This is a genomic window from Afifella sp. JA880 (genome assembly GCF_025379905.1).
Lineage (GTDB): Bacteria > Pseudomonadota > Alphaproteobacteria > Rhizobiales > Afifellaceae > Afifella > Afifella aestuarii.
In genome coordinates, this window is the sequence record NZ_JAOANH010000001.1 from 1,297,580 (window position 1) to 1,313,920 (window position 16,341).

10 protein-coding genes and 1 pseudogene are annotated in these 16,341 nt (G+C 62.2%); 5 read left to right on the forward strand and 6 right to left on the reverse strand.

What is annotated here, in order from left to right:
* Positions 1–688 precede the first annotated feature (688 nt).
* A pseudogene (locus NYQ83_RS06170) lies at positions 689–1,129 on the reverse strand (GFA family protein).
* Between the two features lie 515 nt (positions 1,130–1,644).
* On the opposite strand from NYQ83_RS06170, the gene NYQ83_RS06175 reads away from it, so the two are divergent.
* Positions 1,645–5,070: an SIR2 family NAD-dependent protein deacylase gene (locus NYQ83_RS06175; RefSeq protein ID WP_261213329.1), complete on the forward strand. Its 3,426-nt coding sequence runs from the start codon at positions 1,645–1,647 to the stop codon at positions 5,068–5,070.
* A 71-nt stretch (positions 5,071–5,141) separates the two neighbouring features.
* Here NYQ83_RS06175 and NYQ83_RS06180 read toward each other — a convergent pair whose 3' ends face one another.
* Positions 5,142–5,720: a TetR/AcrR family transcriptional regulator gene (locus tag NYQ83_RS06180; RefSeq protein ID WP_261213330.1), complete on the reverse strand. Its 579-nt coding sequence runs from the start codon at positions 5,718–5,720 to the stop codon at positions 5,142–5,144.
* Positions 5,721–5,904: 184 nt separating this feature from the next.
* On the opposite strand from NYQ83_RS06180, the gene NYQ83_RS06185 reads away from it, so the two are divergent.
* The 4 genes from NYQ83_RS06185 to NYQ83_RS06200 all read left to right on the forward strand — a co-directional run bounded on the left by NYQ83_RS06185 (position 5,905) and on the right by NYQ83_RS06200 (position 13,369).
* A complete protein-coding gene (locus NYQ83_RS06185; RefSeq protein WP_261213332.1) occupies positions 5,905–6,399 on the forward strand; it encodes a (2Fe-2S)-binding protein in 495 nt (164 codons plus the stop codon).
* Positions 6,396–7,484 (forward strand): FAD binding domain-containing protein, encoded by a 1,089-nt coding sequence (locus tag NYQ83_RS06190; protein ID WP_261213333.1) that lies wholly within the window; start codon positions 6,396–6,398, stop codon positions 7,482–7,484. The genes NYQ83_RS06185 and NYQ83_RS06190 overlap by 4 nt, the downstream gene beginning before the upstream one ends.
* The gene (locus tag NYQ83_RS06195) at positions 7,477–9,726 is read left to right on the forward strand and encodes a xanthine dehydrogenase family protein molybdopterin-binding subunit (protein ID WP_261213335.1); all 2,250 of its coding nucleotides are present in this window, start codon (positions 7,477–7,479) and stop codon (positions 9,724–9,726) included. Before NYQ83_RS06190 ends, NYQ83_RS06195 begins: the two co-directional genes overlap by 8 nt.
* Before the next feature lie 700 nt (positions 9,727–10,426).
* Positions 10,427–13,369: a cold shock domain-containing protein gene (locus NYQ83_RS06200; protein ID WP_261213337.1), complete on the forward strand. Its 2,943-nt coding sequence runs from the start codon at positions 10,427–10,429 to the stop codon at positions 13,367–13,369.
* A 108-nt stretch (positions 13,370–13,477) separates the two neighbouring features.
* On the opposite strand, the gene NYQ83_RS06205 is transcribed toward NYQ83_RS06200, so the two are convergent.
* Genes NYQ83_RS06205 through NYQ83_RS06220 form a run of 4 tightly spaced genes read right to left on the reverse strand, consistent with a single transcriptional unit; the run spans position 13,478 to position 16,249 of the window.
* A complete protein-coding gene (locus tag NYQ83_RS06205; protein WP_261213339.1) occupies positions 13,478–14,023 on the reverse strand; it encodes a DUF1284 domain-containing protein in 546 nt (181 codons plus the stop codon).
* A complete protein-coding gene (locus NYQ83_RS06210) occupies positions 14,020–14,265 on the reverse strand; it encodes a single-stranded DNA-binding protein (protein WP_261213341.1) in 246 nt (81 codons plus the stop codon). The genes NYQ83_RS06205 and NYQ83_RS06210 overlap by 4 nt, the downstream gene beginning before the upstream one ends.
* A 7-nt stretch (positions 14,266–14,272) precedes the next feature.
* On the reverse strand, positions 14,273–14,854 hold the full coding sequence (locus NYQ83_RS06215) for a TIGR00730 family Rossman fold protein (RefSeq protein ID WP_261213342.1): 582 nt from the start codon (positions 14,852–14,854) through the stop codon (positions 14,273–14,275).
* Between the two features lie 12 nt (positions 14,855–14,866).
* On the reverse strand, positions 14,867–16,249 hold the full coding sequence (locus NYQ83_RS06220; RefSeq protein ID WP_261213344.1) for a dipeptidase: 1,383 nt from the start codon (positions 16,247–16,249) through the stop codon (positions 14,867–14,869).
* Positions 16,250–16,341: the final 92 nt, after the last annotated feature.

Consider the following 16,341-nt stretch of genomic DNA (forward strand, 5'->3'; position numbering starts at 1 on the left):
GGATCTGACCGAGCCCCAAAACGCGCCCCGCGCCACCGCCCGGCCCAGCCAGGCCGCGCCGCACACGCCCACCTCCCCCTTGTGGGGAGGTCGACGCGCCGCCCGGCGCGGCGGGTGGGGGTCGCCGAGGCCCCGTCAGATCTCAGACGTTGTTTCTTCCAGCTGACCCCCACCCCTAACCCCTCCCCACAAGGGGGAGGGGGACGGCCGTGCCCGCTCTGAAATCTGTGACGCCACATCGCTCCAGCCTCCTCCGCGCTCATTTCTCCAGCAAGGCCGCGCCGCGCGCTCCCACCTCCCCCTTGTGGGGAGGTCGACGCGCCGCCAGGCGCGTCGGGTGGGGGTCACCGAGTTCGTTCCAACCACCCAGCGCCGGTTCTCTTAGCGGACCCCCACCCCTAACCCCTCCCCACAAGGGGGAGGGGGACGGCCGTGCCACTCTCAAACCCGTGCCCGCTCTGAAATCTGGGCCCGCTCTCAAACCCAGGCACGCCCTCGAACCCAGTCGCGCGACCTTCGCCCCCCGCACCACTCCACCCTCCCCGGCGCCCACTTCTCCAGCAAGGCCACGCCGCGCGCTCCCACCTCCCCCTTGTGGGGAGGTCGACGCGCCGCCCGGCGCGTCGGGTGGGGGTCGCCGAGGCCCCGTCAGGCCGCAGCATCCGTTCTCATCTCACCCGCCGCCCGCTCACGCCGTCGCGTCGTCTTCCGCGGGAATGAAGCGCAAAACACCAGCGAGGCGCGCGGGCCGACCGGTGTCGGAGGGATGCTCGACGCCGTCCGTGACCGGCGCCTCGGCGAAATCGAACGGGCTCAGCCCCTGAAGACACGCGACGTTGACGCCATACTGAAGCGGGTTGGAGCGGCGCTGATGGTGCGTGTAGATCCCGCAGCGCGAACAGAAAAAATGCTCCGCCGTCCCGGTGTTGAAGCGATAACGCGTCAAAAACCCCTAGCCCTGAAGAATCCGGACGCCGCCCGTCAACGCCGAGACGGCGACCGCACCCCGCATCCGGCAATAAGAGCAGGTGCACCGCCGCGCCGTCGCAAGATCATCGACAAGCTCCGCCTCAAAACGCACCGCCCCACAATGGCACTGCCCGCTCCGGATCACCCGTTCCGACGCCATGATCTGATCTCCCAAAGCCGTGTTTGGGCGCGAGGTTTGCAGGGGACTCTGGCCACGGTCACCTGAATTTGAGAGCCGACGACCGCGACTATCTTGCAATTCGTCTGTCTCTCCAACGCCCCCTACGGCATGCGCGATGCTGCGATTTCAGACCTCAGAGCCTGCAATTTGCACCTCTATCCTATCGCGGTCGCGCACACGAAAGCCGTTGATTGATAATCTTTCATCCAAAGAATTGGTGAGCCGACGGAAAGTAATGCTAGGCTCTATATCCGTCGTTCTCACTCGCCCCTAACGCTGCCGTGTCGACTCCCAACGCTTCTCTATCTCCTTCAGACCCCCTCGCCGATCTGCCCGACCGCCCGATGCTGGAGCAACTGTCCCGCGCGCTGTGGTCTCGCGGAACGTTGCGGGGCGCGGCCGTTCTTGTAGGGGCAGGCGTCAGCCGCGGTGGGGCGAGGCTTCTTTCGGAGGATACACCACCTCCACCCCTGTGGTCCGATCTCGCGGACGACATGGCCCAAGAACTCTATGGCGACCAAAGTGCGAAAGCACCGAGGGACCCGCTTAGGCTCGCCGAGGAGTTCCGAGCTGGCCTTGGCGATGCGGCGCTGACAGATTTTCTACGGCGCCGCATTCGCGACGATGCCTTTGAGCCGGGAAACATCCACTTTGATCTACTCGACTTGCCGTGGGCCGACGTGCTGACGACGAACTATGACACGCTGCTTGAGCGCGCGGCGAAGGAGTCACGGCGAGGCTACGACCTTGTACTTTCGGAGAGCGACCTCGCACACGCAGGAGGCAAACGGATTATCAAATTGCATGGCTCCTTGAGGGATGGGGAGAACATCGTAATTTCAGAAGAGGACTACCGCAAATACCCGCAGCGCCGGGCAGCGTTCGTTAACACCGCCCGGCAGCTGTTCATTGAGAATGAACTGTGCCTACTCGGCTTCTCGGGTGACGACCCGAACTTTCTCCAATGGGCGGGGTGGGTGCGCGACCGGCTTGGCGGCCGCGCGCGGCGTATCTACCTCGTCGGCGCACTCGACCTGCCGCCAGTCAAGCGGCGCTTACTAGAGGCGCGGGGCGTCGCCCCGATCGATCTTGCCCCAGCGGTGGAGGGGGAGCGGACCGACCGGCGTCACGCCGCTGCTATTTCCTTGTTTCTCGCGCATCTCAAGGCGGCCGGGCTCGAGGAGCCGGGCGACTGGAAGCCAGCATCGTATCGCGATTATCCAAGCTTGCACGGCGAAGATCATGAAGCTTGGACCCGCGACTTTGACGACCCCGTGAAGGCTGTTGAATCTGTCCGTGCAGCCTTGGCGATCTGGCGCAAGGACCGGCAGACGTGCCCGCGTTGGCTCGTTCTCCCACATGACCTACGTCGTTCTATCCGCCACGGCACCGACAGCGTCGACAACCTCTCGCTGGCCATCGACTCTCTACCAGAGAATGAACGCCGGGATTCTCTGTTGGAGTTGGCGTGGCGGCATGACTGCAGTGCACAGCCGCTTTCACCATGGCTGGCCGAGCGTATGGACGCGATAGCGACGCCCGAAGCTCTGGCAGAATCCGAGCCGGAATTGATCAGCTCCCTCGCCCGTGTCCTCCTGGGTGCAGCTCGTGCGGCTGATGAAGAGGGAATGCTTGAGGCCCGCGCGCGGCTCTTCGAAGCACTCCCTACTCCAGGAGATATAACCGCTCTCGTCACGCACGAGCGCTGCCTGTTTGCACGGGATCGACTCGACTTCGCGTTCGTGGCAGAAAATGCGGGCAACGTCGCCGGCGACGACTCCGCCTGGGGACTCCGGCGGGCAGCTCTGCTCTATTGGGTCGGAGAGGCGGATGAGGCGCTGCAAACGATCGGTGCGACTGCACGCGAACTTCAACGCTGCACCCTTCGCAACCCGGACAGTGTCGCGCTCCGCTCACGCCTAGCTTGGGTGCAGTTGCTGGCTCATGCCTTACAGTGGGAGGACCGCGGCGCTCTTCTTGCTGAATTGGGCGGCCGCGATCGCCTAACGCTGCGCGAATATGATCCATGGGAGGAGTTGCGAAAGCTCGACGCGGAGGTCGACGACGGACTCCGTAAGCGTTTAGAGGCACGACAAATCGAGCCCGGTTTCGAAGCTGGAACTTACCACGATAACCGCAACACTGTTACTCTCGGCAATGCCGCCGAGGTTACACCTCTCGGTCAGTTGCGTCACATTGCCGAGCGAGCTGGACTGCCAATCCGGATGTCGCATGTGGACATGCTCGGCTCCAACCTCGCGGATGCGCTCCGCCTCGCCTTCGAGCCGACCGCCGCTTGGCACGCTGCATTTCTCTCGACAAAGCCACGTTACCCGAGGGGGCCGATCGACATCCACTTCGGTCGCATTCCCGTCGCGCGGCTCGATGTAGACACGGTCACTGTGCTTCGGGAGCGTGTCGAGCGCGCCGTCGACTTCTGGCGCGTCCGCGTACGTGAGAGAAGCGATTTCAATGAAAACGACATTAGCTCACTGCGCCTGTACATCGAGACGTTGTCCCGCCTAGCGGCACGCGACGATCCCAAGACCGCACAAGCGCACGCACGTCTTGCTGTGGAGCTGGGAAGCGACGATCGGTTGAACCACTGGTGGCTGGATAAGCCGATCGGGAATCTACTGAAACGCGCCGTCAGTGCGGTTCCTCCGGATAAGCGTAGAGGGTTGTCGTCCGAGTTTCTGCGTTTCCCCTTGGCCGGGGAACGGGATGCGAACAGGCCGTCGATGGACTGGTACGACCTTGCTCCGGATACCTACCCCTTTGTGCGCCGATGCGGAAGTGAAGGTATCTTTGACGCTCGCGTAGCCGTATTCCTTCAACATCTGGCTGCAGGTGGGCTATCGCAGCCTGAGGCCGCAGTCCGTCTCCTCCATCTGCACAAGGAGGAGCAGTTAACGAGCGAACAGGTCGACGCATTCGCCGACATTCTTTGGAAGGGAGTCCCGCGCCAGGGCAACGCGCTACCCGAAGGCTTCAATCTACGTTCGCACGCTTTCCTGGTTGCGCCCGCGCCATCGGGCATCGATGCGCGCGCTCGCGTTTATGCGCACCTTTTCGCGCAAGGCGCACGAGTGGGGAGGCCAGAATTGGTTGCGGCTGCCTGGGACCGAACGCCGTACCTACAGCCTAGCGAAGCGGACGCGGTAAGACTGTTCCGCGACGTGGTAGGCTGGGGCCAGAAAAAACCCGCGTCCGAATCCATCGGCGATGCCCTTACCCGTCCGATCCAAGAACAAAACGAGCGAACGATAGCGTCGGTGCTCGGTGTCGTTGCGGCGCCGGCGCTGGCGCCTAAAGACCGCACGGTTGAGCGTGCAGAGGAGGCACTGGCCTTCCTGGATAAGACCGGTCTGCCCCAAGCCCTCGCTGCGCTACCCGTTTTTCATGGCCTGGATGCAACCATCGACGAGCGAATCGTTGACGCCTTCCGCCGGTCACTCGCAATTGGCGACCGCAGCGCGACTCCTGCCGCCGTCGACGCTGTTGACCGCTGGCTCCATCTGGCCGAAGCGGGGAAAGCGCCGTCTTTGCCAGACATCTTGCGCGATCGTGCGCTACGAGCATTGGAGCGAGGGCGGGTTGGCGGACTGGCCCACCTCATTTATCTCGCACGTCGCCTGATCGAAGCGGGTCGTTGCGGCGGCCCTGAACTCTCTCAAATCACCGAAGTGCTCGAAGAAATGCTGGCAGCGACCGAGTATGGTCCACCCAACGGTGACGCTGATATCGAGTCCGATCGAGGGATCTCCTTACCCCTCGTTCGGGCCGAATGCGTTCGCCTCGCACATGCACTAGGGGAGAAGGGAGTGACAAGAGGATCGGTCCGTGCGTGGCTAAAACTTGCAGCATGCGACCCGCTTCCCGAAGTTCGCCATGCCATTCGCGACGCAACGATCGAATGACGTGCACGTGCTGGGTTTACCCCGTTCGCCATACACTTGCGGCCACCACACGGCATTCAGTCTCGCTCCCCCTACCCCCGCGTCAGCCCATCCAAAAACAGATCCGCGAGCCGGGTCACATCATCTTCAAACTCCGGCCCGGTGCGCACCAGGCACATGCCGATGAGGGTCAGAAGCAGATCCTCGGGCGTCACGTCTTCGCGCATGCGCCCGGCCTTTTTGGCGCGCTCCAGCAGGCGTGCGATCGCGCCGGTGAGGCTCGTGTAGGAATAGGTGTAGATCTCCGAGGATTTGTCGACGGCGAGCGCCAGCGCCGTCAGCATGCCCTGCTTCGTCGCGATCAGCCGGATATTGGCGTGCACCCATTGGCGCAGTGCGGCCACCGGGTCCGCCTCGCCTTCGAGCCGTTCGGCGAGCGCCACCATCTCGTTGATCTCGCGGCGATAGACGGCCTCAAACAGCGCCTCGCGCGTCGGAAAATGCCGGTAGAGCGTGCCGATGCCCACCCCCGCCGCCTTCGCCACGCCTTCCAAAGTCGCCTGCCCGCCATGGGTGCGAAACACCTCGGCCGCGGCGGTGAGAAGCCGCTCGCGGTTGCGCAGATAATCGGCACGCGGCCTGCGCCTTGGCTGTTCCAGTTTCCGTTCCATCTAGTCTTTTACGCCAGTCTTTTCACTTCACCTCCCTTGAAAGCGGAGGCACCCTCCATATAACTCATGCGAGCCAGGCCCGGCAGTGCGCAGTGCACCTTCCGGGCTGCGCGACGGAAAACCGCCGAATGCGTCATCGCCGCGGCGGCGTTTCCGGCCCGACCTCTTGTCCAAAGGTGGCCGCATGACCCTCTCTATCAGCCTCACCATCAATGGCGAGCCACGATCCGTCGCACTCGACGATCCGCGCGTCACGCTCCTCGATCTCTTGCGCGAGCGCCTGCATCTCACCGGCACCAAGAAGGGCTGCGACCGCGGCCAGTGCGGCGCCTGCACCATTCTCGTCGATGGCGCGCGGGTGAATTCGTGCCTCGCGCTCGCGCTCAGCCATGACGGTGCGGCGATCACCACCATCGAAGGCCTCGCCGAAGAAGGCCGCCTGCATCCCGTGCAGGAGGCCTTCTTCGCCCATGACGGCTTTCAATGCGGCTATTGCACCCCCGGCCAGATCATGAGCGCCGTCGGCCTCATCGCCGAAGGCCATGCGCACGGCGATGCGGAACGCGTGCGCGAATTGATGAGCGGCAATCTCTGCCGCTGCGGCGCCTATCGCGGCATCACCGAGGCGGTGCTCGAGGCCGAAGCGAAGCTCGCAAGCCGCGAAAGGGACGCCGCATGAACCGCTTCGATTATCTCCGTCCCGCCTCGATCGCCGAGGCCGTCGCCGCCGCGTCGAAGCCGGGTTCCGTCTATCTCGCCGCCGGCACCAACCTTCTCGATCTGATGAAGGGCGGCGTCGCGCGCCCCGAGCGCCTCGTCGACGTCACGCATCTGCCGGGCCTCGGTGCCATCGAAACGCTCTCCGACGGCGCCATGCGCATCGGCGCGCTCGTCAAGAATTCCGCGCTCGCCTACGACGCGGCGTTTTCCGCCCGCTTTCCGGCCGTCGCCGAAGCGCTCCTCTCCGGCGCCTCGGCGCAGCTCCGAAACGCCGCGACCGTCGGCGGCAATCTCCTGCAGCGCACCCGCTGCCCGTACTTTTACGACACCGCCAGCGCCTGCAACAAACGCGCGCCTGGCTCCGGCTGCGACGCGCTCGGCGGCGCCAATGAGGGCCATGCGGTCCTGGGCTTCAGCGAGCATTGCATCGCCACCCACCCCTCCGATTTCTGCGTCGCACTGACGGCGCTCGGCGCCATCGTCGAGATCGAGGGACAGGGTGGCCGCCGCGAGGTGCCGATCACCGATTTCTATCGCCTGCCCGGCGACACGCCCGAGCGGGAAAACCTGCTCTCCCCGGGCGAGATGATCGTCGCCCTGCGCCTTCCGGCCGAAGCCGCCGCCTTCGCCGCCAACCAGCGCTATCTCAAAGTCCGCGAGCGCACCTCCTATGCCTTCGCCGTCGTCTCGGCCGCGGCCGCGCTCACACTCGCGGATGGCACGATCACCGAGGCCCGCCTTGCGCTGGGCGGTGTCGCGGCCAAACCCTGGCGCGCGGAAGAGGCGGAAGCGCGCCTCGCCGGCCGTCCGGCAAACCGCGCCGCCTTCGAAGAGGCCGCCGAGATCGCCTTCGCGGCCGCAAAACCCTCCGGCGACAATTCCTACAAGATCGCGCTCGGCCGCCGCCTCGTCGTGCGGGCGCTGGCGATGGCCGCCGCCGGCACGCCGGAGGAGATGCCGGCGCTCCCCGCCTCGCCCTTTGCCGCCCTCCCCGACGGCTTCATCCCGCAAGATGCCCAGCCAGAAGGTGCCTCCCATGTCTGAGATCGCACAGCTCACGCCCGGCCCGCGCCAGCGCCACGGCTCCAATATCGGCCAGCCGCTCACCCGCGCCGATGGCCGCCTCAAAGTCACCGGCGCCGCCGTCTATGCCGCCGACAACCATCCGGACGGCCTCCTCCACGCCGTCATCGTGCCGGCGAAAATCGCCCGCGGCCGCGTCACCTCCCTCGATGTCGCCGCCGCCAGGGCGCATCAGGGCGTCGTCGAGGTGATGACGCCGGAAAACCGCCCGCCGCTTGCGATGGACCCGTACGAAAAGTCCAACCCGCTCATGTTCCGCATGCATCTCCTGTCGGACCCGACGGTGCGCTATGCGGGCGAGCCGATCGCCGTCGTCATCGCCGAGACTTTGGAAGCGGCGAAAGAAGGTGCGGCCCTCCTCGCCCCGCGCTACGAGGCGGACACGCCCGAAGTCACCCTCGATGCCGAGCCATACACGCCCGAGGCCGTCGGCCCGGGCCAGCCGGCGGAGGCCACGAAGGGCGATGTCGATGCGGGTTTTGCCGCGGCCGCCCAGGTGATCGAGGCGGTCTACGAGACGCCGCCGCAATACCACAACGCCATGGAGCCGCATGCCGTCGTCGCCCGCTTCGACGGCGACACACTCTTCCTCGACATGCCCACCCAGGGCCTTGCCATGTCGCGGATGCGCATCGCCGGCCTTTTCGGCCTGAACCCTGAGAACATCCATATCCGCAGCCCGTTCTTGGGCGGCGGCTTCGGCTCGAAAGGCTCAGTCTCGAGCCCGGAAGCGCTCGGCATTCTCGCGGCCCTACTCACCGGGCGCCCGGTGAAACTCGTCCTCGCCCGCGAAGAGATGTTCGGCCCCGTCGGCCATCGCGGCCAGACGCGCCAGACGGTCCGTCTCGGCATCGATGCAGAGGGCGCCCTCACCGCGCTCGATCACCTCACCCGCGCCGCCACCAGCCGCTTCGACGACTTTCTGGAGCCCTCCTCCGGCGTCGGCCAGTCGCTCTACAACGTGCCGGCGCTCCACACCGCGCATGAGGGCGTGCGCATCGATATCGGCACGCCCTCCTTCATGCGCGCGCCGGGCGAGGCCTCGGGCTCGATCGCCCTTGAAAGCGCCATCGACGAGGCGGCCTACGCGGCCGGCATGGACCCGCTCGCCTTCCGCCTCAAAAATTATGCCGAGGTCGAGCCGATCTCCGGCAAACCCTTCTCCTCCAAGGCGCTCAAGGAATGCTACCGCGAAGGGGCCGAGCGCTTCGGCTGGGCGGGCCGCCCGCTCCAGCCGCGCCAGATGCGCGATCCGTCGGGCCGCCTTCTCGGCTGGGGCATGGCGACGGCGATCTTTCCCGCCATCATGTTTCAGGGCAATGCCCGCGCCGTTCTCCGCCGCGACGGCACCGGCGTGATGGAGGCGGGCGCCCACGATATGGGCCAGGGCGCCTGGACGGCCTTTGCCCAGATCGCCGCCGATTCTCTCGGCCTCCCGGTCGAGGCGGTCGATTTCCGCTCCGGCACGTCGGACCTCCCCGATGCCGGCCTCGCCGGCGGCTCGAGCCATACGGCCACCGCCGGCAACGCCATCCACCGCGCCGGTGCGGCCGTCATCGACAAGCTCGCCTCCCTCGCCGTCGCCGACGAGCGCTCCCCCCTCTTCGGCGCCGGCAATGTCGGGGTCGTCGCCCGCGAAGGCCGCCTCACCCGCCGCGACGACGAGACGGCAACCGAGAGCTTTGCCGACATTTTAACGCGCGCCGGCCTTGAGGAGATCGCGGCCGAAGGCCAGGCGGCAAGCGATGCGGCCGCGCAGGAGGCCTATGCCATGCACGCCCATGGCGCCGTCTTCGCCGAGGTCGCCGTCGATCCGGAACTCGGCCAGATCCGCGTCAACCGCCTCGTCGGCGCCTTCGCCGCCGGGCGCGTCATCAATCCGCGCATGGTGGAAAGCCAGTATCTGGGCGGCATGATCTGGGGCCTCTCCTTCGCGCTCCACGAAAAAGCCGTCCACGACCGCCGCAGCGGCCGCATCGTCAACGCCAACTTCGCCGAATACCGCGTGCCGGTGAATGCCGACATTCAGGGGCTCGAAGCGATCCTGGTACCGGAGGAAGACCCGCATGTGAACCCGCTCGGCATCAAAGGCGTCGGCGAAATCGGCATCACCGGCACCGGCGCCGCCCTCGCCAACGCCATCTTCCACGCCACGGGGAAGCGTGTGCGGAGCTTTCCGATCGGGTTGGCGGAGGTGGTGTAGGGGCGTGGGGTTGAGAGAAGCGTAGGGCGCGGGCGGGCTGCTCGCGCCCTTTTTCTTTTACAAGGTCACTAAGGACGAAAAGTAATGACGATCGGCCGCTATGCGCCCAGGCCGGTCGATCGGGCGGAACTTTCGACTTCTCCGGGAGCCGAATATTACGCTAGCCATATAGATCCCCCTTTCAATAGGTGGTGAGTTTCCAACCTTGCCCTGAAGCGATCATCGCGTAGTCCATTTCGGGTAGTCGCCCTGCCCTCGGTCCTCTTCACATCCCCCCTGGATATTCAAGACACCGCAACGGGTTCGGTCTCCCAAAAGCACACTCGAAACGCACCTGCGAGGTAGACGCCGCCGCCGAGATTCTTGACCTGACCGCTTAACCGGACCTACGATCTGTTTTGAGTGTGGAGGATCTTTGGCTCGATCTCTGAGTTGCAAATCCGTCCGTTGGACGACCAACTATCGGGACTCAGCCGAATCGCCAAGGATGATGTTTTGAACGGCCGGCTCCTCCGATTCCACCAGCAACAAGCGCCATCGATGCTACGCGACCATTCCCTGTGTGGGCGTTTCGTCATTTATCTGTATCGTTGTAGCAACGGGTTACGCGTTCCACATATGTGGCTATTTGCTGAATTGATACCCAGGCGAATATTGATCTTGAGTGGAAATTTGCCTGCCAAACGTCGGAGTGAGACCATTGGCCGAGATCGACGAATCGTATGAAATAGCCAAAGCGATCTTTGAGGGCGCTTCCAAGGACCTCGCAAACATCAAATCCGAAGAAGACGCGAAGCTGAAGATTATCACCCGGGTGCTAACCGACGCATTGGGATGGGGTTTCGAAGACATTTCCGCCGAACATCACAATGAGAATGGGTTTTCGGATTACATTGTGTCCGATGGCGACCACGACGCTTTCGTAGTTGAGGCGAAAAAGGTCGGAGTAATCGGCATCACGACGCACGCCCTGACAATGCAAAAGTACAAAATCTCGGGTCCAGCACTAAAAGAGGCAGCTCGAGGCATAGCGCAGGCTGCCGCATATGCTTCCCCTCTTGGGATCCAACTTGGCGTACTCACTGACGGCGTCACTTGGGTCGTGTTTCTCCCGCATATACCCGGCGGTCGATATCAGGAAAAACAAGCCATTGTTTTTCCGACTTTCGAATCTGTTTTAAATGATTTTAATGTGTTCTATGAATTAATTTCAAAAACAGAGTGCCGAAAGAACACATATAAGATTATATTTGATAATATTCATGAAAACAGATTGGTACAAACGGCGTCGCTTGTGCCTGCGATTCCTTTGAGCGAAATCCACGTTCAACCGAAATCTGCGCTGGCATTTGACCTAGAAGGAGTCTTTGCAAAATTCTTCTCAAACCTCGCCGGCGATGATGACCCTGACCTCCTTATCAACTGCTTCGTTGAGACCAGAGAAAGCCGAGTCGCTGACTTCTCGCTAGAGCGCATAACGGCCAACGTCCTCGGCAATCTTGAGCCTGCCGAGAAGCCCGTTGATGAAGGCTTGCATTCGGTAATCGAGACGACGATTGAAGCAGGTACGGGGCAGACTGTCTTTATTGTTGGACCTTCAGGTGCCGGCAAGAGCACGTTCCTCGACCGATTTTTTAAAAAGACCCTGCCACCCCTGATACGAAGCCGGTGTGTGGTTATAAGCATCAACGCACTAGATGCGACCGGTGACCCAACCACTGCTATTCCCTCGATGACAAATAGAGTCATATCTCTAATCGAGGACAACATCTTCACTGATGGCATACCAGAATGGGATAACCTTCTTGGGCTATATCACTTGGAATACCTGAAGCGCCTCAAAGGAGTGGATGCAGACCTATATGCGGCCGACAAACCGGCATTTAAACGCAAGTTTGCGGGTATCGTTGAAGACTTAGTTGAAAATGATCGAGAAGGATATCTCCTCAAACTCCTCAGAGATGTTGTATCGAACCGAAATAAATTGCCGATTTTCGTGGTCGATAACACGGATGAGTTTGATATATCTTATAAAGAGAAAGTTTTTCAATACTTTCAGTCTCTTAGTCGCTCAGCTAAATTTTGCCTTTTGATTTTTCCAGTTACCGATAAATCGGCATGGTCGTTTTCTAAAACAGATATTTTCAATATCTACTCCTCAAAATCTTTTTTTCTTCCAACTCCTTCGCCGCGGGAGGTTTTCAGAAAACGTGTCGACTATTTGAAAGATAAAATTAACACACAATCAAAAGAAAAGACGGAATCTCAATACCTGGTCGGACAGGGTATCAAACTCAAGATCACCGATCTATCCGCCTTTGCTAGCGTCGTCGAAAACATTTTTGTGGATCAAGGTTACTCATCCAAAAGGGTTGGGGAACTTTCTAATTACAACATGCGAAAGACGTTGAAGCTTTCGAAGCGAGTCATAACATCGTCGGTTCTTGGCATCGATGATATCGTCAAATCCTACTTCTCGGGGGAAATCGTCACACCCTCGGCGGAAAAGTTTATGAATGCGCTCCTTAAGGGGGACTACTCCCACTTCCGGCGCGATGACGATCATGAAATATTTCCGATGTTCGAAGTTGACATTAATATCCGCCAATCACCACTGATACATTTGCGCATCCTAATTTTACTTCGCGACGCGCATATAAAGGCTTCTGAGGAGACAGATCGTCATATTAATGTCAAATCTATATATTCATACTTCGATCTTATGTCTTTTTCTGAAGTAGCTGTTGAAAAATCTCTTATTTATTTACTTGAGTCGAAATTGATAGAACCCTTCGATCTGTCGATGAAAGGATACTCGCAGGATCAAAGGATTGCGATTACGCATAGTGGCCTTGCTCACGTGGACTTGGCAATGGCGAATTCTACCTACTTCGAACAGATGGCGTTGACTACCCGGATTACTAACGCGGATGTTGCGGCTCAAATCAGGGGTGCATATCACGAAAACCTTTCGCTCCAAGAGAAAATGGAGAACGTCCGCAGGCTATTCGCCACATATCTCATAGATGAAGATCTCCGTTTTGGCGCAGTACCGGATCGGGCTGAGTTTGCACTCCAGCGAACGCTCGTCGAAGATGTACGGGCGCGGTGGTGCAGTAGATTTATCGACGTTCCTATATTGGGGGACGCCAACGTAGCAGAAGGCGTCATCGCTACCGTAGAGAAGTTCGACCACTCTAAAGGTTTTGGCTTCGCCTCCGTGGAGGGACTGCAGGAAGATGCGTTCCTGCACATTCGGGTCGCAGATAGTGCGGGTTTTGACGTGCATGACGGAGACGATCTCCTCTGCGACCTATCAAAGAACGCTAAAGGTTACTATATCTCGGCTATCCACGATGTCGTGACGCCGCCGTCAAAAATTTTTACAGGTAGAATTACCCGGCTGTTCAACGAACGCGGGTACGGGTTCGTGTACGTGCCAGAGTTGGGAGCGGACGCGTTCTTCCATTATTCGATATTCGATCGAGACGTACAGTCGAATCTTTCAGAGGGCATGACGCTGAACTTCGAAGTGAAGACTGATGCACAGGGAAGGCACCAGGTTCGTAAATTAGCTGAGGGATCGCACAACACGCTGAGCGTTAGGTCTGCTCCTGTGATCCAGGCAGATCAGCCTAAATGATGGGAGATGGTCGAAACCTGAACGTCAGCTTTCCGACCGCAGCACTCCAAAACGGAAGTTCCGCTCCCGGTCCTTAGCAGTTGTTTTCCCGTCGGCACAGCGCTTTCCCTACACCCCCCTCACCCGGCACCCCTCAAATCCGCCATCGGCGAGCCGCGCGCACAGCGTGTCCCATTCGCAGCCGGCGCAGGCGGGGCGGGTGGTGCCTTGTTGGAACCAGGTGCGCATCTCGTCGACCCGCGTGTGGGAGAGCGGGATCACCGTGCCGGCCTCAATCGTCAGGCCGAGGTTTTCGCCGACATCGCGGGCGGCCTTGCGGTCGCGTTCGGTGACGGACGCCTTGAAGCAATGCGGCTCTTTTTCCGCCGCGATCACGCAGGCGCAGAGCGGGTCGGGGCCGTCGACGATCTTGACGGCAGCCCCCGCATTGATCGCCGCCGCCACCTCCTCGAAGCGGGCGACGAAGCCCGGCGAATAGCCTTTGCCCGCAAAGGTCAGCATGCACAGGAGATGGTGGGCGCGCAGCTCCACCACCCCCGCATCACCGGCGCCCGCATCGTCGATCCCCGCGCGGGCGCCCGCACCCTCCCTCTCCGGGCCTTCGCCCTCAGCGGTCTCTTTGGCGCGGTTTTCCCTGTCCACGGGCGGGGTCATCGCCCGGCCCAGCGATAGACCCGGCCGCCGTCCGTCTTGCGGCCCGTATCCTCGACGCCCGGAAAATCGCCGGCGCGCACGGCGTTCAAGAACGTGCGGCCGAGCTTCACCCGGTCGCCGATGTAAAGCCCGTCCCAGGCGTCCCCATAGATCTCGGGGAAGTGAAATGCGCCGGGCGCGCGGGCTTGAAGCGCCCGTTCAAGGCGCGCGCGTTCCTCATCGTCGAAGCGCATCTCCCTCATGGCGCGCTCACCTCTCGCGGCCGGCGATCCATTTCTCCACCTGCGGCGGCTGATAGGTCTTGAAGCGGTGGAGAAGCGTGCCGGGATCCGCCTCCACCATCAGCATCGCCCGGTGTTCGGGGCGCATGAAATGTTCCGCCGCCTGGTGGTCGAGGAAGGCGGCGAGGCCGTCGTAAAACCCCGCCACGTTCAACAGCCCGACCGGCTTTGTGTGATAGCCGAGCTGGCCCCAGGTCCACACTTCGAAGAGCTCTTCGAGCGTGCCCGCCCCGCCCGGCAGCGCCACGAACCCGTCGGAAAGGTCGCCCATCAGCGCTTTGCGCTCATGCATGGAGCCGACTTCGTGGAGTTTCGTCAGCCCCTTATGCGCCACCTCCTTTTGCACGAGCGCATGCGGGATGACGCCGATCACCTCGCCGCCCGCCGTCAGCGCGGCGTTGGCGACGGCCCCCATCAGCCCGACGCGCGCGCCGCCATAGACGAGGCGCAGCCCCGCCTCGGCAATCGCCGCGCCGAGACCGCAGGCCACGCGCGCATAATCGGCGCGCGCTCCGGCATTGGAGCCGCAAAAGACGCAGATCGCCTGCATAATATGCCCCGCTTACGCCCCGAGCGCGGAAAGAATCCGCGCCCAGGAGCGGATGCCGTGGCGAAAACTCTTCAGATTGTATTTCTCGTTCGGCGAGTGGATGCGATCATCATCGAGCGCGAAGCCGACGAGCACCGTGTCCATGCCGAGCACGCGCTTGAACTGCGCCACGATCGGGATCGAGCCGCCCATGCCGATGAGTTTCGCCTCCGTGCCCCATTCCTCTGAAAGCGCCGTCAGCGACCGCGACACCCATTCGCTGTCGGATGGCTGGGTGATGGCGCCCTCGCCGCCATGGCTCTTGAACGTCACCTTGCAATCGCCCGGCACGCGCGCCGCCACGAAGGCGCGGAACGCCTCGCGGATCTTGTCCGGCTCCTGCTCGCCGACAAGCCGGAAGGAGACTTTGGCCGAGGCCTTCGCCGGGATCACCGTCTTGCTGCCGTCGCCGGTATAGCCGCCGATGATGCCGTTCACCTCCGCCGTCGGCCGCGCCCAGATCTGCTCCAGAACCGAATAGGCCTTTTCGCCCCCCGGCTCTTTGAGGCCGATCTCGGCGAGAAACGCCTGCGGGTCGAAGCCGAGGCTTTCCCAGGCGGCCTTTTCCTCCGCCGTCAGCTCGGCGACGCCGTCATAAAAGCCCGGGATCTGGATGCGCCCCTCATCGTCGCGGAGATCGGCGAGCACCTTCGTCAAGACATGGATCGGGTTCCTGGCCGCCGAGCCGTAATGCCCGGAATGAAGGTCATAGGCCGGCCCCTCGATGAACACCTCCTCATAGAGAAGCCCGCGCAGGCGCGTCGCGATCGCCGGCGTATCGGCGTCCCATTGCGAGGTGTCGCAGACGAAGGCGACGTCGGCCTTCAGCTCCTCGACATTCTCTTTGAGGAACGGCAGCAGCGACGGGCTCGCCGATTCCTCCTCGCCCTCCAGAAGCACCGTCACATTGACGGGCAGCGCGCCCTCTTCCGCCATCAAGGCCCGCGCCGCCTCGATGAAGGTCATGAACTGGCCCTTGTCGTCGGAGGAGCCGCGGCCGAGAATTTTCGCCTCATCGCCCTCGCCCGCCACCTGCGGCTCGAACGGCGGCGTCTCCCACAGCTCCAGCGGGTCCGCCGGCTGCACGTCGTAATGGCCGTAGAAGAGGATATGCGGCTTGTCCGCGCCCGCGCCCTTGTAATGGCCGACCACCATCGGATGGCCGATCGTGTCGCGTACCGACGCCTCAAAACCGATCTCGTTCAGCTGCGTCGCGCACCAGGAGGCGGCGTTGCGGCAGGCGGCGGCATAGGCCGGATCGGCGGAAATCGACGGAATGCGGATCAGCTGAAAGAGCCGCTCCAGCGCCTCGCCGGAAACGGCGGAATCGATGCGGGCAAGGGTGTCTTGAAGCATGTGAGCCTTCATGTTTTCGCGCCGGCCGGGCGGGCGTTGCGATCGCGGCATCGCACGAACGATGCCTGTCCCGCCCGGGCGCGCCAGGGTTC